Source organism: Rhizobium sp. SG2393, from assembly GCF_042610495.1.
Lineage (GTDB): Bacteria > Pseudomonadota > Alphaproteobacteria > Rhizobiales > Rhizobiaceae > RU20A.
Map to the genome: position 1 here is coordinate 220032 of NZ_JBHGAP010000004.1, position 20976 is coordinate 241007.

At 60.5% G+C, this 20976-nt stretch carries 13 protein-coding genes and 4 pseudogenes; 10 read left to right on the plus strand and 7 right to left on the minus strand.

Annotated elements, in window-relative coordinates:
- Positions 1-134: 134 nt before the first annotated feature.
- Positions 135-335: pseudogene (locus tag ACED18_RS12615) on the minus strand (ATP-binding protein); the annotation flags it as partial.
- Between the two features lie 641 nt (positions 336-976).
- Here ACED18_RS12615 and ACED18_RS12620 point away from each other — a divergent pair.
- The 6 genes and pseudogenes from ACED18_RS12620 to ACED18_RS12645 all read left to right on the plus strand — a co-directional run.
- Positions 977-4438: a response regulator gene (locus tag ACED18_RS12620; RefSeq protein ID WP_377292674.1), complete on the plus strand. Its 3462-nt coding sequence runs from the start codon at positions 977-979 to the stop codon at positions 4436-4438.
- Positions 4435-5277 (plus strand): CheR family methyltransferase, encoded by an 843-nt coding sequence (locus tag ACED18_RS12625; protein ID WP_377292676.1) that lies wholly within the window; start codon positions 4435-4437, stop codon positions 5275-5277. Before ACED18_RS12620 ends, ACED18_RS12625 begins: the two co-directional genes overlap by 4 nt.
- Positions 5274-5846: a chemotaxis protein CheB gene (locus ACED18_RS12630; RefSeq protein WP_377292678.1), complete on the plus strand. Its 573-nt coding sequence runs from the start codon at positions 5274-5276 to the stop codon at positions 5844-5846. The genes ACED18_RS12625 and ACED18_RS12630 overlap by 4 nt, the downstream gene beginning before the upstream one ends.
- Positions 5843-6973 carry an ATP-binding protein gene (locus ACED18_RS12635; RefSeq protein WP_377292680.1) on the plus strand — a complete coding sequence of 377 codons (1131 nt, stop codon included), beginning with the start codon at positions 5843-5845 and terminating at the stop codon, positions 6971-6973. The genes ACED18_RS12630 and ACED18_RS12635 overlap by 4 nt, the downstream gene beginning before the upstream one ends.
- 542 nt (positions 6974-7515) lie before the next feature.
- Positions 7516-9504, plus strand: coding sequence for a putative bifunctional diguanylate cyclase/phosphodiesterase (locus ACED18_RS12640; protein ID WP_377292682.1), 1989 nt, complete (start codon positions 7516-7518; stop codon positions 9502-9504).
- A gap of 172 nt (positions 9505-9676) precedes the next feature.
- Positions 9677-10053 (plus strand): annotated as a pseudogene (locus ACED18_RS12645) (transposase); the annotation flags it as partial.
- 325 nt (positions 10054-10378) lie between these two features.
- On the opposite strand, the pseudogene ACED18_RS12650 reads toward ACED18_RS12645, so the two are convergent.
- Positions 10379-10496: pseudogene (locus tag ACED18_RS12650) on the minus strand (transposase); the annotation flags it as partial.
- Positions 10497-10565: 69 nt separating this feature from the next.
- Complete coding sequence (locus tag ACED18_RS12655; RefSeq protein ID WP_377292684.1) at positions 10566-11582, minus strand: helix-turn-helix transcriptional regulator; 1017 nt, start codon at positions 11580-11582, stop codon at positions 10566-10568.
- A gap of 305 nt (positions 11583-11887) precedes the next feature.
- On the opposite strand from ACED18_RS12655, the gene ACED18_RS12660 reads away from it, so the two are divergent.
- Together ACED18_RS12660 and ACED18_RS12665 are read left to right on the plus strand one after the other, a co-directional pair.
- Entirely contained in the window at positions 11888-13609 is a 1722-nt protein-coding gene (locus tag ACED18_RS12660; protein WP_377292686.1) for a methyl-accepting chemotaxis protein, read from the plus strand.
- A gap of 16 nt (positions 13610-13625) precedes the next feature.
- A complete protein-coding gene (locus ACED18_RS12665; RefSeq protein ID WP_377292688.1) occupies positions 13626-15743 on the plus strand; it encodes a putative bifunctional diguanylate cyclase/phosphodiesterase in 2118 nt (705 codons plus the stop codon).
- On the opposite strand, the gene ACED18_RS12670 is transcribed toward ACED18_RS12665, so the two are convergent.
- From ACED18_RS12670 to ACED18_RS12685, 4 genes are all read right to left on the minus strand, one after another.
- Positions 15740-16450: an SOS response-associated peptidase gene (locus ACED18_RS12670; RefSeq protein WP_377292690.1), complete on the minus strand. Its 711-nt coding sequence runs from the start codon at positions 16448-16450 to the stop codon at positions 15740-15742. The two genes, ACED18_RS12665 and ACED18_RS12670, sit on opposite strands and share 4 nt — an antisense overlap.
- Positions 16451-16509: 59 nt before the next feature.
- Positions 16510-17022, minus strand: a complete 513-nt coding sequence (locus tag ACED18_RS12675; protein ID WP_377292692.1) for a hypothetical protein — start codon at positions 17020-17022, stop codon at positions 16510-16512.
- 7 nt (positions 17023-17029) lie between these two features.
- Positions 17030-17239 (minus strand): hypothetical protein, encoded by a 210-nt coding sequence (locus ACED18_RS12680; protein WP_377292694.1) that lies wholly within the window; start codon positions 17237-17239, stop codon positions 17030-17032.
- A 471-nt stretch (positions 17240-17710) separates the two neighbouring features.
- Positions 17711-18646: an HNH endonuclease gene (locus ACED18_RS12685; protein ID WP_377292696.1), complete on the minus strand. Its 936-nt coding sequence runs from the start codon at positions 18644-18646 to the stop codon at positions 17711-17713.
- Positions 18647-18986: 340 nt separating this feature from the next.
- Here ACED18_RS12685 and ACED18_RS12690 point away from each other — a divergent pair, with 340 nt between their 5' ends.
- Complete coding sequence (locus ACED18_RS12690; protein WP_377292698.1) at positions 18987-20180, plus strand: hypothetical protein; 1194 nt, start codon at positions 18987-18989, stop codon at positions 20178-20180.
- A 333-nt stretch (positions 20181-20513) separates the two neighbouring features.
- Positions 20514-20976 (plus strand): annotated as a pseudogene (locus ACED18_RS12695) (hypothetical protein); the annotation flags it as partial.

Genomic DNA, 20976 nt, shown 5'->3' on the forward strand with positions numbered 1-20976 from the left:
CCCCCCCCCCCCCCCCCCCCCCCAGCAGACGATCAGCGCTTGGCTTGCCCGGCGCTGGCCGGGGTTGCGGAGGGTAGGCCAAGCGCGGGTGATGGGTATCTTCGGCTTTAGCTTTGAGAGCGGTTCTCGAAGCGTCAGGACTTGTTGCCGGTTTCCGCGATCTCACAGTGATGGGTCAGGCGGTCGAGGAGTGCTGTCGTCATGTTGGCATCACCGAACACCGACGGCCATTCGCCGAAAGTGAGGTTCGTCGTGACGATGGCCGAGGTGCGCTCGTGGAGCCTGCTGATCAGGTGGAACAGGAGCTGACCTGCGGCCTGCGCGAACGGCAGATAGCTACCAAGATTCAGAGCGTTTTGAGCGTCAACGGTAGGGCGCGCGGTCTTGTGAGATGTGCCTTCAACTTACGCGAAGTCAACGATCTCTCCGCCTTTGCCTGGGAGGACTTTCTCAGCGCCAATTGCGATCCGGACCTCGACACACTTGCCTATTTCGACGGCGTGATCCTTTTCGGCGTCCGGCCGGCGCGCTGGCGGCTCGCTAAACAGGCTTTCCCGACGATATCTCGATCTATCCGGAGCAGGTCCGACGGAAAAGACGGCGGCGGGCTGGCTCCTTCTGCCCCTGCCACGGAGGTCGCGCGCAGACGCCGACCGGTGGGACAGCGGCTGTTGTTGCATTTTCTCCTTGCAATTTTCGCCTTGCACCGCGGCTTCGGCAATTTCTCTGTCGAAATGGCTGGGAAGTTTAAAAATAGGGAGAAAATCTGGCAGCGTAACCTATGTTCAACCCTCTGACGACACAGCAACCGATTGCTTGAGGCAAGTGGGGGAGACGATCAGCCGGCGGCAGCTTCAAGCCGGATGATCACTGCGCGTGGGGATTTGGCCTGGAAGGGCGGTTTCCCGGCGCGGCGCCCTGTCGTGACCGCTTGCTGTGTCGTGGTTCAGGAACTAGAACGCCCGGATTTTTAAGAATGCACAGAAAAAACGCTTCCGCTCGTCTGACGGGGGGCCTTGGGCTCGATCCGCTCGTGGCGACAGGGCTTGCCACTGCCCTCTTGTTCTTCATCATCAGCGCAGCCACCGGGCTCTACACGACCAAATCCCTGCAGGCCAACAACCTGCGGGTCGTGCAGACCCACGATCTGATCGTTGCTATCGGCCAGCTGCAATCGGAGATGCAGGATGCGGAAACCGGGCAGCGCGGCTATCTCCTGACGGGGGACGAGCGCTACCTCGAGCCGTTCGAACAGGCAAAGGTGCAGATCGTCAGCCGTCTGGCAGCGCTGGATTCTCTCGTTGCGCAGAGCCCCTTTCAAAGTCGGCGTCTCGGCGATCTCAAGGCTCACATCAAAACCAAGTTCGACGAGCTGGAGCGCACGATCGACCTGAAGCGGGCCGGCGACGCGGCGGGAGCCCTGCAGCTCGTCAACTCCGATCTCGGCAAGCGCGCCATGGACTCCATTCGCGCCACGATCGCCGACATGCGCACGGAAGAAACGCGACAGCGCGCCGAGCGCCTTGTCGACATGGGTCGGTCTTATGCCGCTGCCTACGCCGTCGTCGTCAGCACGGCTGTGCTCGGTATGGTGTTGACTCTCGTGATCGGCGTCCTGCTGCGGCGTCTCACCTTGGCGCGGCGGCGGCAGGAGTGGCTGCAGCGCGGGCAGGTCGGCCTTGGACAGGCCGTCATCGGTGACCGGAACACGGATGCGCTGAGCGAAAGCATCCTGCGGTATCTCACCGATTATGTCGGCGCCGTCGCCGGCATCATGTATGTGAGAAGCGATAATGGTTTTGCGCGCAGCGCCACCTTCGGTATTCCCGAGACAACGGTCGTTCCGCAGCAGATCGGGCGCAATGACGGGCTCTTTGCGCATGTGCTTTCCGATCCGCGGCCGATCGTCGTGGGGCAGGTGCCGGATGGCTATATCAGCTTCGGCTCGGGGCTTGGCCGCGACAAGCCCGCCTTCCTGACACTGGCGCCCGCCAGCATCGACTGCGAGATTCGTGCGGTCTTCGAACTCGGCTTCCTGAACGGGGTGCCCGATCACGTGCTGGAGCTTTTCGACCAATCCTCCTCGACCATCGCCACGGCCATCCGATCGGCCGAGTTCCGCACCCAGCTGCAACGTCTGCTCAGCGAAACGCAGCGCCAGGCGGAAGAGTTGCAGGTGCAGGGCGAGGAACTGCGCGTGTCCAACGAGGAACTGGAGGAACAGGGCAAGGCGCTGAAGGAAAGCCAGGCGCGCCTCGAACAACAGCAGGTGGAGCTGGAACAGACCAACTCGCAGCTCGAGGAACAGGCGCGCGAACTGGAGCGTCAGCGCGACGATCTGGAGATGGCGAACGATGCAATCCAGGCCAAGGCGCGGGAGGTGGAACAGGCTAGCCGCTACAAGTCCGACTTCCTGGCCAACATGTCGCACGAGCTGCGCACGCCGCTCAATTCCTCGCTGATCCTCGCCAAGCTTCTGGCCGACAATACCGAGGAAAACCTGACGCCTGAACAGGTGCGCTATGCGCAGACCATCCAGGCCTCCGGAAACGATCTCCTCAACCTCATCAACGACATACTTGATCTCTCCAAGATCGAGGCGGGCCACGTGGAGGTTCACGCCGAGCCCGTCGTGGTCGAGCGGATGGCGAGGTCCCTGCAGCAGGTCTTCGATCCGCTCGCATCCAACAAGGGGCTGGCACTTCTGATCGACGTGGCCGCGGATGTGCCGGCCGTGATCGAAACCGACCAGCAGCGGCTGGAGCAGGTTCTCAAGAATCTCCTGGCCAATGCGATCAAGTTCACCGAGAAGGGCACCGTTTCACTCTACATCCGTCCGGCGGCCGACGGGCACATTGCGCTTTCCGTCACCGACACCGGCATCGGCATTGCAGAAGACCAGCAGAAACGCATCTTCGAGGCCTTCCATCAGGCCGACAGCACCATCAGCCGTCGCTTCGGCGGAACGGGCCTTGGCCTGTCGATCTCGCGCGAGCTCGTGCGGCTTCTCGGCGGAACGCTGCATCTGACAAGCCGCGCCGGTGAGGGCAGCACCTTCACGGTCATCCTGCCGGAGGTGTTCGACCCCTCGACCGCCACACGGCCGGTGCCTGCCATGGTTCCCGCGCCGCCGGTCGTGACGGAACCAGCTCCCGCCCGTCCGCCCATGGCTGCGCCGGCGCGCGTCCCCGGCACCCGCGCTCGCCCGCTGTCGATCGTTGAGGACGACCGCAAACAGGTCGAGGAGCAGGCCCGCAAGCTGCTGATCATCGAGGATGACCAGAGCTTCTCGATGATCCTGCGCGATCTCGCCCGCGATCTCGACTTCCAGACGCTGGTGGCCGGCACGGCGCAGGAGGCGCTGGAGCTTGCGCGCCAGTTCATGCCGAGCGCGATCGTGCTCGATGTCGGTCTGCCGGATCAATCCGGTCTTTCGGTTCTCGACCGGCTGAAAAGCGACGTGCGCACCCGCCACATCCCCATCCACATCATTTCGGCAGACGATTACACGGAGCGGGCCCTGTCGCTCGGTGCCGTCGGCTATGCGCTGAAGCCGGTGCAGCGCGATCAGCTGGTGCATGTCCTCAAATCGCTCGACGCCAAGATCTCGCAGAATGTGCGCCGCGTCCTCATCGTCGAGGACAATGATGTGCAGCGCGATGCGGTTGCCAAGCTCATCGGCTCGCCCGAGGTCGAGACGATCTGCGCGGCGACGGCGGCCGAATGCTTGGCGCTGCTGCGAGAGCAGACCTTCGACTGCATGGTGCTGGATCTGTCGTTGCCCGATGCGTCGGGCTATGCGCTGCTGGAGACCATCAGCCAGGACAGCGCCCATTCCTTCCCGCCCGTCATCGTCTACACCGGCCGCGTGCTGACCACCGAGGAAGAGCAGCGGCTGCGCCGCTATTCGAAATCGATCATCATCAAGGGGGCGAAATCGCCCGAGCGCCTGCTGGACGAAGTCACGCTTTTCCTCCATCAGGTCGTGTCCGACCTGCCGGACGAACAGCAGAAGATGATCCGTCGGGCACGCAATCGCGATGCGCTGCTGGAAGGACGGCGCATCCTCGTGGTCGAGGACGACGTCCGCAACGTCTATGCGCTCACCAACATCCTCGAGCCGCGCGGGGCTCTGGTGGAAATCGCCCGCAATGGCGAGGAGGCGCTGCAAAAGCTCGAACAGTCCCGCCAGACGATCGACAGGAAGATCGACCTCGTCCTGATGGACGTGATGATGCCGATCATGGACGGCCTGACCGCGACGCGCCACATCCGCAAGATGCCGGAGTTCGCGAAACTGCCTGTGATCACGCTGACGGCCAAGGCCATGCCGGATGACCAGCAGCGCTGCATCGAAGCGGGCGCCAACGACTACATGGCGAAGCCCCTCGATGTGGAGAAGCTGCTCTCCCTCGTTCGCGTGTGGATGCCACAATGACCGAGACCGAAGAGACATTCGAAAAGGTCGAGGATATCGAGATCCGCCTGCTCCTGGAGGCGCTTTTCCACCGCTATCACTACGACTTCCGCAGCTATGCCATGTCGTCGGTGCGTCGACGGCTGCGCCAGGCGCGCGAGCATCTCGGTTTTTCCACCATTTCCGCCATGCAGGAGCGCGCGTTGCACGATCCTGCCATGCTGCCGCAGCTCCTGCGCTACCTCACGGTGCAGGTCAGCGAGATGTTCCGCGATCCCGGCTATTTCCGCGCCGTTCGCGAAAAGGTCATCCCGCACCTCAAGACCTATCCCTCCCTCAAGGTCTGGGTCGCCGGATGCAGCGCGGGCGAGGAGCTCTATTCCTTCGTGATCCTGTTTCGCGAAGAGGGGCTGGAGGATCGCACGCTCTTCTACGCCACCGACATCAATCCCGAGGCGCTGGCGCAGGCCGAGGCCGGCGTCTACGACATCGACCGCATCCGGCTCTTTACCGAAAACCATCGCCTTTCGGGCGGCCGGACATCCCTGTCGGACTATTATCACACGGGCTATAATCGCTGCGTTTTCGACAAGAGCCTGCGGCGCAACGTGGTCTTTTCCGATCACAGTCTCGTCACGGATCAGGTCTTCGGCGAGATGCATCTCGTCTCCTGCCGCAATGTGATGATCTATTTCGACCGCGCGCTGCAAGACCGCGCCATCGGCCTTTTCCGCGAGGCCCTGCCGCGCAACGGGTTCCTGGGCCTCGGCTCCAAGGAAACGCTGCGGTTTTCCGTGCACGAGGGCTCCTTTCGCAGCTTCGTGCCGGAGGAGAAGATCTACCAGAGGACCGATCCATGAGCGGTGCTTCTCCTCAAGCCGTGATGATCGGCGCCTCTGCCGGTGCGCTGGAGGCGCTCGGCGTCATTCTTCCGGCCTTGCGGGCGGATTTTCCGCTTCCGATCTTCATCGTCGTGCACGTGCCTCCGGCCAAGCGCAGCGTCTTGGCGACCATCTTTGCCGCACGCACGCCCCTTCGCGTCATCGAGCCCGAGGACAAGGAGCCGATCACGCCCGGCACGATCTATGTCGCGCCGCCGGACTATCACCTTTTGATCGAGGACCGGCACGCCATCGCGCTGTCCAACGAGGAGCAGGTGCTGTTCTCGCGCCCGTCTATCGACGTTTCCTTTGAAAGCGCGGTCGATGTCTGGGGCGGCGCGTTGGCCGGCGTCGTGCTGACGGGCGCCAACCAGGACGGCGCGAGGGGTCTGGCCGCCATCCAGCGGGCCGGCGGCACGGCGATCGTCCAGAATCCCGAAACCGCCTATGCTCGCGCCATGCCCGACGCCGCCATCGCCGCCTGTCCCGGCGCCCGCATTCTCGCGCTGACTGACATCGCGCCCTACCTTTCGAGTATAGCCCCATGAACACGCCGGTCACATTCCTGCTCGTCGATGATCTGCCGGAAAACCTCCTGTCCCTTGAGGCGCTGCTGCGGCGGGACGACCTGATCCTGCTCAAGGCGCGCTCGGGCGACGAGGCCCTGGAATTGCTGCTGGAACACGATGTGGCGCTGGCGCTGCTCGATGTGCAGATGCCGGGCCTTGACGGTTTCGAGCTTGCCGAACTGATGCGGGGCAACGAGCGGACGCGCCGCATTCCCATCATCTTCCTGACGGCGGGCTCCCACAGCGCCGAACGCCGTTTCCAGGGTTACGAGGCGGGTGCGGTCGACTTCATCCAGAAGCCGATCGAGCCGGACATCCTGCGTAGCAAGACGGACGTCTTCTTCGAGATCTATCGGCAGCGCCAGATGATCGCTGCCCAGCGCGACCAGCTTGCGGCGCAGGCCGCGGCACTGCAAATCGCCGACCGCAAGAAGGACGAGTTCCTGGCCATCCTCGCCCATGAGCTGCGCAATCCGCTGGCGGCGCTGAGCGGCGGCCTTCGCCTGCTATTGCGCGCGCCGGCCGGACCGCGGGCGCAGGAAATCGGGACCCTCATGGAGGGCCAGATGAGCCATGTCGTGCGGCTGGTCGATGACCTCCTCGATGTCTCGCGCATCACCGAGGGCAAGATCGAACTCCTTCCAGAGCCCTTCGACCTGCGCGAGGCGCTGACCGCGGCGGCCTCCATGGCGCGATCCAACATCGAGGCCAAGACGCACGATCTGCATCTCGCCGGGCTTGAAGAACCGCTCCCGCTCGTCGCCGACAAAGTGCGCATCACCCAGTGCATCGCCAATCTCCTCAACAATGCCGCCAAATACACGCCTTCCGGCGGCCATATCGAAGCCGGCATCGCCGCGCACGGCGACAGCGTGGTCATTCGCGTCGCGGACACCGGCTTCGGCCTAGACGCGACCGAACTCAGCACCATCTTCGACATGTTTTCGCAGATCCGCGGCCACCTCGAACACGCTCGCGGTGGTCTTGGAATCGGCCTTGCTCTCGTCAAGCAGCTCGTCGAACTGCACGGCGGAACCATCACCGCCTCCAGCCCCGGCCGCGGCCAAGGCTCGACCTTTGAAATCATGCTGCCGCGGAACGTGTAGTGACATGCTCTCCGTAACAGCGGATCAGCTCCAGCCGCCTCCCGACATCATTAGGTCCATAGAACGATCGTGCTGTGAGGGCATCATCACGCACGCAACAGGAATGATCTGCTTCCTTCATTTGACAAACATGTTCGCACCTGGGGAAGTGCCGATGGCAGCGTAGGCAGATGCAAGCCTTTTCCGGAGCTCGCATTTCGCTCGGCGCATGCACCCGTTTTCAACGGGGCAAGGTCAATGATGTAGACCTTGGCCCCTTGCACATCACTGGTAAACCATTCGTCAAGATCCGCCTTTAAGTTTGGGATGGTCGCTCAAACGAAACGGCAAGAGGTTCCTGATAGGACGAACACGGTAGAAATTCGGCGTGCATCACGCACCAACCGATGCAACGACATGATGTCGCCCTTTACCCACGCGGATATAAGGTGCCAGCTCGTCTCAAAATCAAGTACGCGTCCTACAGGTTCGCCGTGGCGACTGTTGTCGTCGTTGGCTTGCTTGTGGCCATCGGCGCTCTGGCACTGAGCACGGTTACGACCATGCGCGACGCGGCGAACGATCTTGACGAACAGCGTTTGGTGAATGCGGTCTCGGCCGCCGTCTCCTCCGTGAAGAAGCGGCTTGCCGGCACGGTGCGTGACAATGCCGTGTGGGACGACGCCTATGCTGCCGCGCGGTCAGGCAATGCTGCCTGGATCGAAGACAACTGGGGCGCGGTCAGCACGGACTATCCGCTCTATGACGGCGTCGTGGTGCTTGCGCCAGATGGACGTCAGGTCGCGGCCTACCTGAAGGGAAAGGCGATCGACGCCGTTGCGCTGTTTGGCCCCGAACTCGTCAAACGGGCCCTTGTTGCATCGAAGCGGGAAAACGTGCGCACCCTGTTCGATTTCCATCAAATCGATCAGGACATCGTCGTCATGGCGACGCTCGGCATTCGCCCCACCAACGACGCCGATCTCGACAAGGCACACTATACACTGACCTTCTTCAAGACCCTGACATCCAAATACATCGAGGGGATTTCGGAGGAGTTCCAGATTCGGGCGCTGCGGATCCAACCGGAGCCCGATCCCAAGCAATCCTGGCGGTTGATCACCAACTATCAGGGCGAGCCGCTCGGCTACTTCGTGTGGCCGAAATCCGATCCGGGAACGGCCGTCTACAACACGGCTCTTCCGAAGCTTCAAGCCCTCGGGAGCCTTCTCTTCGTCATTGTCGTCATCGTCATCTTTTCCTTCCGCCTCGCGTTGAAGAAAGAGAGCATGCTCGCGCGCAAGGCAATCCACGATGCGACGCACGACCATCTGACTGGCCTTCACAATCGCGCCGGCATGCTGGCGGCGATCAGCCGAGCACCCGCCGGAACCATCCTCCATCTCATCGATCTGGACGGGTTCAAGGGCGTCAACGATGTCTGGGGCCATGCCGCCGGGGACAGGCTCTTGCGCGCGGTCGCCGACACGCTGCGCATGACGACACCCGAGGCCTTCTCCATCGGCCGTTTCGGTGGCGACGAATTCGCGCTGCTGCATGCCGGCGAGCACGATCCCTCCGAGATCGGCAATGCCATTGTGCGGGCGCTTCGACAGCCCTTCCTTATCGATGCGCATCACATGGAAATCGGGGCAAGCATCGGTTACGCCAGCGTGGTGAAGGACAATGACGCCCTTGAGACTGTGCACCGCGCCGATCTCGCGCTCTATTGCGCGAAGGATGCCGGGCGTGGCCAGGTGCAAAGCTATACGGCCGAGCTCGACGAACAGCGCAAAAGCCTGTTCCTCCTGGAAGACAAGCTGCGTGCGGCGATCGGCAAGGACGAGATCGGCGTCGTCTTCCAGCCCCTCGTCTGCACGCTCACCGGGCGCACCAAGGGCGTCGAGGCTCTGGCGCGGTGGTCTCCCCCGACGGGCCCGGTGAGCCCTGCCGTCTTCATTCCGCTTGCGGAAAAATCGGGCCTGATCGAGCGCCTTTCGATGAAGGTGCTGGAAGCGGCGCTGACGGCGCTCGCCAAGCTTCCGCAGCTCGACCTCTCCGTCAATATTTCGCCCGTGCAGCTGGCCAATCCGCGTTTCGTCTTCGAGATCGAAACGGCCCTCGAAAAACACGGGTTTGCGGCCGGCCGGCTGATCCTCGAGGTGACCGAAGGGGCCCTCATCTCCCATCCCGAACGCGCCTGCCGGTCCATGACGGCGCTCAGGGCAAAGGGCGTTCGCTTTGCCATGGACGATTTCGGCTCGGGCCATGCCAGCATCGGCACGCTGCGCCAGTTCGCCTTCGACAAGGTCAAGATCGACCGCTCTCTGATCGCCAGCGACGAGCACGCCGTGGTCAGGGCAACCATCGATCTTGCTAACGCGCTCGGTATCCCCGTTACCGCCGAGGGTATCGAGACAGCGGAACAGGCTGCCTTCGCGCGTGAGGCCGGCTGCGAGCTGCTGCAAGGCTATCTGCTCGGCAGGCCCATGAGCTTCGACCAGCTGCTCGTACACATGGGCGGGCTGGAGCGACATGCGCTTTCGGCGTAACCGCCGCAGCAAAAGGCTCCCCCGCCACTGTCGCTACGCCTATGCCTCGCCCCGCGCCCACGGGACGCGGGAGCCTACCTGCCTCGTGCATCTGGAGCGCAAGCGCTACAGCGTTCCGGCATCCTTCGCCAAATAGACCGGTAAAGTAGCACCGGTTTGATAGCTTCCGGCCATGTTTGATGCCACCGACCTACCCGACGATGTTGCCGGCCTGAAGGTGATGCTGATCGCGGCGCAGGCCCACCAGGCGGCCAAGGATGTCGCGATAGCCAGCAAGGACGCGCATATCGACCGCAAGGATGAACGGATCGAACGGCTTGAGAAGCTGGTCGCCGCATTCAAGCAGGCAGCCTTCGGACGCAAATCCGAGAAAGCCGATCCTGACAAATTCGACCTAGCGCTCGAAGACCTGGAGACGGCGATGGCCGTGATCCATGCCGAGGATGAGGCGGATACTCCTGCAGAAAGCAGGACCACCAAGCCACGTGTGATCAACCGCGGTTCCCTGCGAAGCATTTCCCGCGTATCGAGGAGGTGATCGAGCCGGAAAGGTAAACCTTGTTCTGTTCCAGCTCATGACCGGCCCTCCGGTATATACGCGTACTCTGGATGAGACACGGCATAGGCTGCCTTCGCGACCGTGCCGTGCCAATCACGCGTCCAGATGCCAACCGATCCCACCAGTGGAGAGAGAACCGACTGGCTGCGCGGAAATCATTTCCGCCCCGATAGCCCCTCAACACCTCCTTGCGGTCATACCGCAGGAACAGCCAATGCGGCTGCTTCTCCGGGCTGCCGGCGACCGAGTACACCAGGCATTTGCCGAATACCGCTTGGCTTCAAATTCATCGATGCCGCCGAATTTGGCCTCCTATTTTAAATGCTGGCATCGCTGACGCCGTACTTGCGGCAAATATACGAGACCGGCGTGCCTGCCTCGTGCTCCTTCAGTATCCCGTAACCTGTTCAACTGTGAAACGGTTGCGCTTCATTCTCCGGCCTTCTCAAAGGGCCATAGCTTACTTCAAAACAGGTTTGTTCAGGCGGCAACGTCAATCAATTCACGCGGTCCAATCCATTTTGCCTTTCCGACTTTCAAAAGGCGTAACGCCATACTGGAGCCTATACCGTCTGCTAAAGTCTCCAAGGTGCACAAAGCCCCATCGCCTCGCGATCTCAGCAATCGAATCAGTGGCTTCTGAAGTTCGTGTTAGGTCTCGATGTGCGCCAGCAAGGCGTCTCTCCAGAATCCATTGCGACGGCGTCTTGTTGAGTTCCTTCCGAAAACTGGCCTGTAAAGAACGCACGCCAAAATTGGCAGCGGACGCAATTTCGGCCAGAGAAACCTTACGCTGCAGATTGGCGTCGATGTATTCCAAGGCGCGCCTTACCTGCCACGACGGTCGCAGGATGACGCCATTCTCCTCACCTGCCCTGGATTTCGGCCATGACGCCAAAAATTGATAGATGATCATCTCCTGCAGAAGCGGAAAGCTCAGGTCTTGATCATCGATGCCCGCGTTAAGTCGTTCGTAGACAATGCGGAAATTGTGGCGAAAAGCCTTGAGCGACGGACCAATGATGTCCACGACGGGCTTAAACTCGGGAAAAGCGAACTCGTCGGTTCCTTCCAATGCAACGTGGCAGGCCATCAGCGCTGATCGATCAACCGTCCCCGTAAAGGCCTGAAAACCTCGAGACGCCTCCTCGGTCACCATCTCCTCAAACGCAACAAACATTGCTTTGCCGGGCGCGCCCAAGAACTCGGCATGAGAGTTCCTGCGCACGATGGCGCCAGCCGAAACGAACCGGATCGTAATCTTGTCCAATGCAACCTTTGGACTCGATACGAAACCGAACGGGGCATCCGTCACCCATTGGGTGATGGCACCGCCATGCACGCCTTGTGTGCCGAGGAAAAACGGCTCCTTGCGTAGCGGCTTAAAGGCGACGCTCAGGAACTGCAGGTCGTTCAGGTAATCAATTTGGCTGCGGTCTGCCGACCGGAGAGTAAATACACTTGGAGGCGGGACCCAGCCGGGTGACGTTGAGGCGCTGTCGGTCGTCGTTGCATTCATTTCTGACGCCTGAAGGTTCTCCCGTGGGTCCGGGACACCGAGCTATGTGCGGATTTGTCATTGCCTGGGTTGTCGTTCGTCCAAAATCTACAGTCCCGTTTTGAATGCTTGCAACACAATTACCGTTCAAAAATATCAATATCGCGAAGCAATAGTAATTATTGCGAACGCTCCTCAGTGCTCCGATATTAGACGTTCATTTTTATTAATATTTGAACTCAATTGTAGCCTCGAGCGAAGTTGAGGGGGCTTAGGACGCGTTGAGCGTTCAGGCTCAAAGTCACAATCTTACGAGGAGCCTTGCAGTGGTATTAGTGTTTGGAAGCGATCAGCGAAACGTTCTGGACGCCCTGCGTTCCTCCCAAGCCGTCATCGAGTTCGATCTCGATGGCACGGTTCTAGGTGCAAATGAGATTTTTCTGGATCTCGTTGGTTACAGCCTGAGCGAGGTTGTCGGCCAAAATCACCGGATGTTTGTCGACAGTTCCGAGGCGAGTTCGCCCGAATACAAGTCCTTTTGGGAAACGCTGCGTCGCGGCAGATCGGACTGTCAGAGATACAGACGCATAGCCAAAGGCGGACGAGTGGTCTGGATCGAAGCGACGTACAGCCCGGTAAAGTACCGGGGCAAGCCCTATAAGGTCGTGAAAGTCGCCACTGATGTAACCAAACAAACTCTCGAAGCCGCCGAGCATTCCAGCAAGTTGACGGCGTTGTCACGCGTTCAGGCTGTGATCGAGTTTTCGCCATCCGGTCAGATCCTGGACGCGAATGACAATTTTCTGCGCGCGATGGGATACGACCGCTCCGAAATCCTTGGACGTCACCATTCAATGTTTTGCGATGAAACCTATTCGAAAAGCGATGCCTACAGGGAATTCTGGAGAAATTTGCAGGCCGGCCATTTCAACTCCGACGAATTCATGCGCTTGGGAAAAGGTGGCAAGCCGGTCTACATCCAAGCCTCCTACAATCCGATTTTCGACAAGAGCGGCAACGTTGTGAAAGTCGTCAAATTCGCAACAGACGTCAGTGAGCGGGTATTCAATGTACAAACACTCGGCAAGGCGTTGCTGTCACTCTCGCAAGGTGATCTAACTCAAGAAATCCGAGACCCGTTCCTTCCCGCACTTGATACTTTGCGCGTGGACTACAACACCGCATCTGCGAAACTGCGTGATACCATGGTCTCGATCCACGACAATGCCAGTGCAATTGCGGCGTCTTCGAAGCAGATTCAAATCGCATCGGACGAATTGGCGAAGAGGACCGAGCAGCAGGCCGCTTCCGTCGAGGAGACCGCGGCTGCGCTTGAGCAGATCACAACGACGGTGTCCGACTCCAGCACGCGGTCGCAGCACGCGGGTGAACTTGTCCGCCGCACGAAGCAAAATGCGGAGCATTCCGGGCTTCTGGTGGGCGATACAATCGATGCGATGCAAAAGATTGAGCGATCCGCGGGCGAGATCGGCAACATCATCGGAGTTATCGACGAGATTGCGTTTCAGACCAATCTCTTGGCCCTGAATGCTGGTGTCGAAGCGGCAAGAGCAGGGGAAGCGGGCAAGGGGTTCGCGGTTGTCGCTCAGGAAGTACGTGAACTTGCACAGCGTTCCGCGAAGGCAGCCAAAGAGATCAAAATTCTGATTGCAGCCTCGAACGCTCATGTCGAAAAAGGTGTCTCCCTCGTCGGCAGTACAGGCAGCGCGCTGAAGCAGATCGTGTCTCAGGTCGTTGACGTCGATGGCCATGTGCAGGGGATCGTGGAGGCGACCCGCGAGCAATCGATGGGACTGCATGAGATCAACATTGCCGTTAATACGATCGATCAAGGCACGCAGAAGAATGCGGCGATGGTCGAAGAGACTTCCGCAGCGGCTCACTCCCTTGCGCAGGAAGCGGCGTCCTTGTTTTCATCGATTTCGAACTTCAAGCTCGACGCCTCCGATCAAGGCCTTCGTGCTGACAAGCGCCCGAGTGATCGCTCGAGAGATTCATTTCCACACGAATTCAAACGCTACGCTTGAAGCCGCGGTGATCTGAATGCTCAGGCCTCAGAAGCCCGCGCAAACTGTGTGGCGGTTTGCTTTCTCGGTAGTGCTCGTCATAGGATTGTTAGTCGGCATCGGCGCGCTCTCGTTGAATTCGGTGATCACGATGCGGGACGCAGCAAATAGGATTGACGAGTGGAGGCTCGTCAACGCGGTGTCTGCTGCCTTGTCGTCCACGAAGAAGCGCCTGGCAGGCACGGTGCGCGACAATGCCGTGTGGGATGATGCCTACCACGCGGTCCACTCCGACACCGCTTCGGCCTGGATCGCGGACAACTGGGGACTGGTAAGCCTGGATTACCCTCTCTACGACGGCGTCATCGTCTTGCGGCCCGACGGGAGGCAGATCGCGGCATATTTGAAGGGAAAGCCGTTCGATGCTGAAGCTGTTTTTGGCCGGGGCATAGTCAGGCAGGGTGAAGCGGCCTCCCGACGTGAAAACGACCAAACCAAGTTCGAACTCTACAAGCTCGACCAGACGGTCGTTATTGCCGCGACGCTTGGCATTCGTCCGAGCGAGGGTTCCGACACGCCACGCAGTACATTGACCTTCTTCAAGGCTTTGACGTCCGACTACGTCAAGGCGATTTCTGAAGAGTTTCAGATAAAATCCTTGAGGATCCAAGCCGCGCCTGATTCCCAGCTATCGTGGCGCCTGCTCACAAGCAATGACGGCGAGGCACTTGGATATTTCGTCTGGGAAAAGTCTGATCCCGGCACCGCGATCTACGACACGGCTCTTCCCAGGCTTGCGGCTCTGGGAACCTTGCTCCTAGCCATAATCATCGTGGTCATCGTTTTCTTCCGTTTCGAGTTGCGGAAAGAAAGCCGAATAGCCGCTGAGGCAATGCATAACGCCACTCATGACCATCTTACTGGCCTCTGCAACCGGGCGGGAATGGTAGAAGCTCTGCATCGAGCTGCATCGGGCACCGTGTTGCATTTGATTGACCTCGACGGCTTCAAAGGGGTCAATGATGTATGGGGGCATGCGGCTGGAGACTTGCTGCTGTGCGAGGTGGGAAGAACGCTCAAGACAGTTGTCCCTCAAGCTCTTGCTATAGGCCGGTTTGGTGGCGACGAATTTGCGCTTTTGCACTCTCGCTCACTGGATCCGTCCCATATTGGCGACGCGATCATTCACGCGCTGAAACAACCCTTTTCTATCAACGGCCATCAAGTCGAGATCGGCGCAAGCGTCGGCTATGCGCGCATCATCGACGGTAACGACGCCCTGGAGAGTGTGCATCGCGCCGATCTTGCCCTCTATTGCGCCAAAGAGGCCGGACGCGGGCAGGTGCAGAAATACTCAACCGAACTCGATGTTCAGCGCCGAAGCATGCTCAGCCTCGAAGGCAAGCTCCGGGATGCGATCGAGAATGACGAAATCGGCGTTGTCTTCCAGCCCCTCGTCTGTGCCTTGACGGGCCGCACGAAGGGTGTCGAGGCCCTGGCGCGATGGTCTCCACCAACCGGGCCGGTAAGCCCTGCTGTCTTCATCCCGATCGCAGAAAAATCCGGCCTGATCGAAGGCTTGTCGATGAAGGTTCTGGAACGCGCCATCACGTCAATGTGGCGGTTCCCCGAGCTCGACGTTTCCGTCAACATTTCGCCAGTGCAGCTGGTCAATCCCCGGTTTGGCGCGGAGATTGAGGCAACTCTCAAAAGACATGGCTTTTCTCCGCACAAACTCATTCTGGAAGTCACGGAAGGCGCCCTCATTTCTCACCCTGAACGCGCTTGTCGCTCTGTTTCAGCCTTGCAGGCAAAAGGTATTCGTTTCGCCATGGATGATTTCGGTTCAGGGCACGCCAGTATCGGAACGCTACGCCAGTTCGCCTTCGACAAGGTCAAGATAGATCGCTCTCTGATCGCAAGTGACGATCGCGCCGTTGTCAAAGCCACGATAGATCTGGCGAATGCTTTACGCATCCCTGTCACAGCCGAGGGGGTCGAGACAGCCGAGCAGGCAATGTTTGCGCGGGAAGCCGGCTGCGAGTTGTTGCAGGGCTACTTCACAGGAAAGCCGATGTCAGCCGCTTCGCTGGCCGAGCGCATGAAGGGCAGCGATAGGGGCGTAGCCTACGGGCTATGGGCGACTTCCAGCTAGGCTCGCAGCACGAGCTTTTGCTCGTTCACTGGCCTCTGCAGCGCTACTGCATCCTCCCACGGCGCCGTCATCCACAAGTCGACTTCAGCCTGTTCTGTAAGTAATACAGGCATGGCTTTTTCATGGATCGGTTCAACGACCTCGTTCGGCTCCGTGGTAAGAAACGCAAACAGGTCCGTAGTGATCTCGCCTTCCTTGACTTTCCTCACGCTTGTCCAAGCCGGTATCCACAAGCCGGCGAAAAACATCAGCGGTTCGCTTTCGTCTCGGGCAAACCACGCATTCGGCGTCCTGCCGCCATCCGTCTTACTTTTCGGGTCCGGCTCTGCAAAGCTTGTGACTGGCACGACGCATCGATTCTCCACGCCAAGCCACCGCTTCCAGTGCTGGCTCGCTGTGTTGCGAACGTTCGTCGTTCCCCCATCCGGCTCCATTCTTAGAAGCTTGTCGAAATCCACATTCTTGCCCTTGGCGCGCAGTTTGTCGGCGCGTTTGGTAGCGGCATCCAGAAGCGCTTTGCGGGACGACGGGAGACCCCAGCGGACCATCGCCATTTCGCGGCCCTTCGGCGTGTTGCGGACGATGGGCGCCTTGTAATCGGGGTAGATGTCTAGTGACGGCTCAAGGTTACCCAAGCTGTCGATAGCGGCCTCGGTGAACTGCCGTATGGCCTCTTGCGTCGTCGTTACGTTGTAGAGATTGCACATGGTCGCCTCCCATTTAAAGCGAGGATAGAGCGCGACAACGTGGGCGTGAAGGGCTGCGGCTATCGCGGCGCCACAGTCACGGCAAAGAGATTTCCTGAACGGTTTCGGCACGCCTTGCAGGCTAGTTTCGTCGCGAGGTCGCCAAGCTTCATGTCAGAAGCAAAGCGCCTCGCCAGCTTGTGGCGGTCCACGAAGTAGATTCGACGGCATGCCCGACATACCCCAAACTGCATGTGCCAGTCCTTGAAGTCGCCGACCTTCATCTTGCTGGCGTCGGTCAACTTGCGTTTCGACGCCGGATCATGAAACGGGATTTCCGCATACTGGCGTGGCGGCTTGATGATTTCCACCCGAGCCAGACACCGCGCCTTTCCTAAGCCTTCGCGAACACAGCCAGCCTTTCGCGCCGCCGCCGCCCGCAGGCCCATCAACTGCCAATCCTCGGACAACAGCGTCAAAAGATCGATGCTCGCGCGCCAGTGAAGCCCACACTCCGCAATCGCACAGGTGATGCAAATGTCCTTGCCGGGGTGCCAGGACAGCCAGCCACTTTCGGGACCGTCGAAGCCCATGCAAGTGTTAGAGACGTTCGAACGCCGGCCGCCACCCGCGCGTCATCCCGCGTGAAATCGCCGCTTCCGTCAATGCCAGTTGCTCTCGAAGGTGAACGCAATCCTTGAGCAGCGTCTGGATGGCCGCCCGGACGTCGCCAGCATGGTAGGAAAGCACCTCGTCCACCGGGTTAATCGCGATCGTTGCGTCGGCGGCTTCGGCGAATTCATGGCGCATAGGTAACTCCCCCGGCGCGTGACGCCTTGGCTGCGAAATGAGTTTATTCGGATTGCCGCTGATCGCGACCTTTATGTTCTCTAAATGTTCCGAATGTGGCTGCGAGTCAAGGCCGAGCGCTCAGTCAGATCGCGCTTACATCACGCAACTTGATCGATGTGAATTCTTTGCAACAGCGGGCATGCCGGACCTTCATGGAGTGGCATCGATCCACAAACGGGAGCGAGATGGAATGATGACGATCCAAACGGCGACACTGTCGGAATATCACAGATCTGAACTGGGACCGCCCTCGGGAAGGAAACTCGGATCTGTTCCCGTTCATGGCGGCTCTTCATGTGGATGCTCGCCCTCTTGATGAGGCCTGGCATGGACATTTTTCGCGACCGTGCCGTTCACGCGTCCGATGGCCAACCGATTCCATAAGTGGAGTGAGAGCCGACTTGCTGCGCGGAAATCATTTCCGCTCCATCACCCCTTAAACTTCTCCCTGCGGTGATACTGCAGGAACTGCGAATGCGGCCGTTCGTCAGGGCGTGACGGCACGAGCAGGCGTCGCTCCGGATTGATGAGGCGGGTGATGGTGTCCGGAACGCCACCACTGGCGATCAGCAGGCTGTAATCGTCATCGACGGAGATCAGGCCGCGATCGAACATCCAGTGCACAGTGCCGGAGAGCGCGAGGCCGTTGCGGACACTGTCCGGGCCGCGGTCGGCGACGGGGCGGATATGGGCTGCCTGAACCTCGGAACGGCCGCCGCCATTGATGAGCTTCAGTCCGGTCACGGCACAGGTGTCCTGATAGGCCGCCTTGATCGCCACGGAAAACGCCCTGTCCCGGAACGGGCGCTGCACGACCTGGGAGACGATCCGGCGGTCGATGCTGTCGATCTCGTAGGGCATTTGCGGATTGTCACCAAAGCCGAGGCGCGCTTCTTCGGCCGGATCGGGCGCCGGGCGTTCGCGGTCCCGTCGCCCGAGCACATGCGCGAAGCCGGCCGCCAGGATCAGGTCGTATTCCTCATCCGGAATGTTGCGCACGGCGCGCCCGAAGGCGCCCTTGTTCGTGGAGCCATCCTCTTTGCGCAGGCCGCTCTCGTAGTAGTGGTCGGCCTCCCTAAATGGCACGGGGTGGTCGAAGGGCAGAAAGTCCTCGATCAGCGCATAGAAATGGTCGGCCTTTGACGGATCCTCGATGATGTCGGAGATCCTGGCCGTCGCGAAGTAGGCCTGCTTGCCCCCCGTCTTCATCAGGTCGCCGCTTGGCCGCCGTGGCTCGTAGTAGACGATCCAGTCGCCGCGGGCGGCTTCGACCTGGCGCAGATAGGTGCGCGGAAAGTGATAGCGCTGCTCGGGCAGATCATCATAGGTCGGATCGATCTTGGTCGTCAGAATGGCCTTCGCCATCAGCGCGCTCTTCCATGCAAACGGGTTGCAGACGGTCTGTTCTGGGTACCAGGCGCCGCGGGATGTTGGAAGGGGCGCGTGCCCGGTGACGGGCCGGAAATCGCCCCGGATGGCACACGCATTAAGTGTGGATTTTACTTGCCTCAACGGAAAGCAAGATTCCGAGACAGAGGAGGTAAAACGCTCGATTCTGAAGTATCTGTAGTATCGTTTTAAGCATATCTCTTGGTTAGCAATTATTGCAAAACTCCCGGTTGGTTTACTTGCTTGATCGGTGTGCGACAATAGTCTTCGTAAGGTCGTTAGATCTTGCGATTGAAAGCAAAAATGGAGAGCGACTATGAACACCACCACAAAAGCGGCCGCATCGGCCCACAGCGCCCGCCCCTTCTATGAGGAGCACGACATCAGCGATGAGTTGAAGAGCGTGCTCGAGGAGGAAGCCAAGCTGCTCATCGGTACGCGGCGCCGATCGACCGAGGATGCCTTCGAAGAGGGGGAGCGGCTTGAGAGGATCGCCACGCTCCTGCCGGAAGGCACCCTGGAGAAGTGGGCGGTGGAATGCTGCGGCTACACCGCGCGGCACGTGCGCACCAAGCGCGCGGTCTACCGCAACCTTCGGGCCCATAAGGGTGTCCTGGTTGCACTTGCCGTGGGTCCGACCGTGCTCGGAAAAATGAGTGCGGCAACGCCCGAGCAGGTCGAGGAGATCATCGGCTTTGCCAGCACGCATGATCGGCTGCGTGTTCAGGATGTCACGGCGATCATGAACGGGTCGATGTCGGCCACCGAGGAGACGCCCGCCGTCGATCCTTATGATGCTGGCGGGCTCGACGGGCTGAAAGCAATCATCGCCATCAAGGTGCGGGATGGGATGAGGTCGTTCGCGGCGCATATCGCGGAGATCCTCACCCATGTGACCGATGCGTTGGAGAAGAAGAACATTGTGAAGACGAAGCTCGTCAAAGAGGTTGCACTGACGGCACGACTTGCAAACCAGGAGCTCGGGAGCCTTGCCGAGTTCGTGGCGCCGCACGAAACGGCGGCCTATGTCATCCATCCGACCCCGCTGCCGGCCGGCTCCCGCTGGGCCGCGGTGAGTGCTTCGCTCTACAAGATGGGCAGCGAGACCACGTGGCCTGACAAGACGGAGCTTCGGACCTGGCTGGAAACGGAGGTCGTGCCGACGCTGACCTGGGCAACGGCGAAGAAGCCCGTTCCGACGGACCCGGACGCACCGAGCCCTGACGTCGCGGTGCCCGCAGCAGCGGCTGTGGTGGCGGAGACATCCAAGGCTTTCGAGCCGGTGGCATCCGCTGCGCGATCGATCGAAAACGCGGCGACCTCCGTGGCTGCGGCCTTTGGCTCCGACGCCGACGTCGACGTCGACGTCGACGTGTCGATCCCTGAGACGACGCCGGAGGACACGATCCCGACGGTGACCGAAGCCCTGGCCGCGCCGACGAAAAAGCTTCGGCGCCCGACGTTCATGGATGCGATCACGCCCGCCGCACCACCTGCCGCCGCGGTTTGAGGCTCGGGCCCGGACGACCAGACTTTGCATGACGTTCGAGAGGGCCGCTTGTCGGCCCTTTCTCATGCGCGCCGCAGGCCGCGCTCGACGGTCACGACATCAGGATCGGGAGGCCTGCCGGATCGGAGCGCCCGAGACACTTCCTTCCGGCCGTGAGCCCGCCGTTAACCTTGTACCGGCTTTGTTCTCTTTTTGCGATCGGGGTCCTTGAGCCCGACCTCGGGTCCTGCCAGGGTAAGAGCGTTCCGGATGGCCGGAACAAGACGGCCCAAGCCGATGCGCCAACATCGACATGGGCCTGACCGTCAACCTTGTTGTAGAAGGAATCGGGCTATGAGCACGAATACCGTTTCTGTCCCCCATGGGGAAGTTCTCCGTTCTGCCGCTAACCGCAACCCGGATGCCGTGGCGGCCGCTTGCCTCTCCCGCCCGCGCCTGTTCGGCTTCGGCCGCCATGCGCCGTCGACGGGGGCGTCGGTCCAGCAGCCTGCGGTGCTGCGCCGTCATCCGCATCTCGTGCGCTTCGCCGACGTCGAGGCCGATCTCGATCTGCTGATCGATCGCGCCATCGCCGCCATTGCCGAGGGCGAGCCGACCGAGGATGCGATCCTCGGCCACTATGTCCACATCGCCTCGCTGGTCCGCGCCGTGTCGTTCCGCGAAGGCAAGCTCCTGGAGCAGGCGGTCGAGCGGCTGGCGAAAGCCAACCCGAGTGTGCTGGTCCTGACGCAGTCGCTGAAGCTGCCGCTGGTGAAGGCGGCCATGGAAGCTGTCTCCGGCAACGACTGGGGCTGCC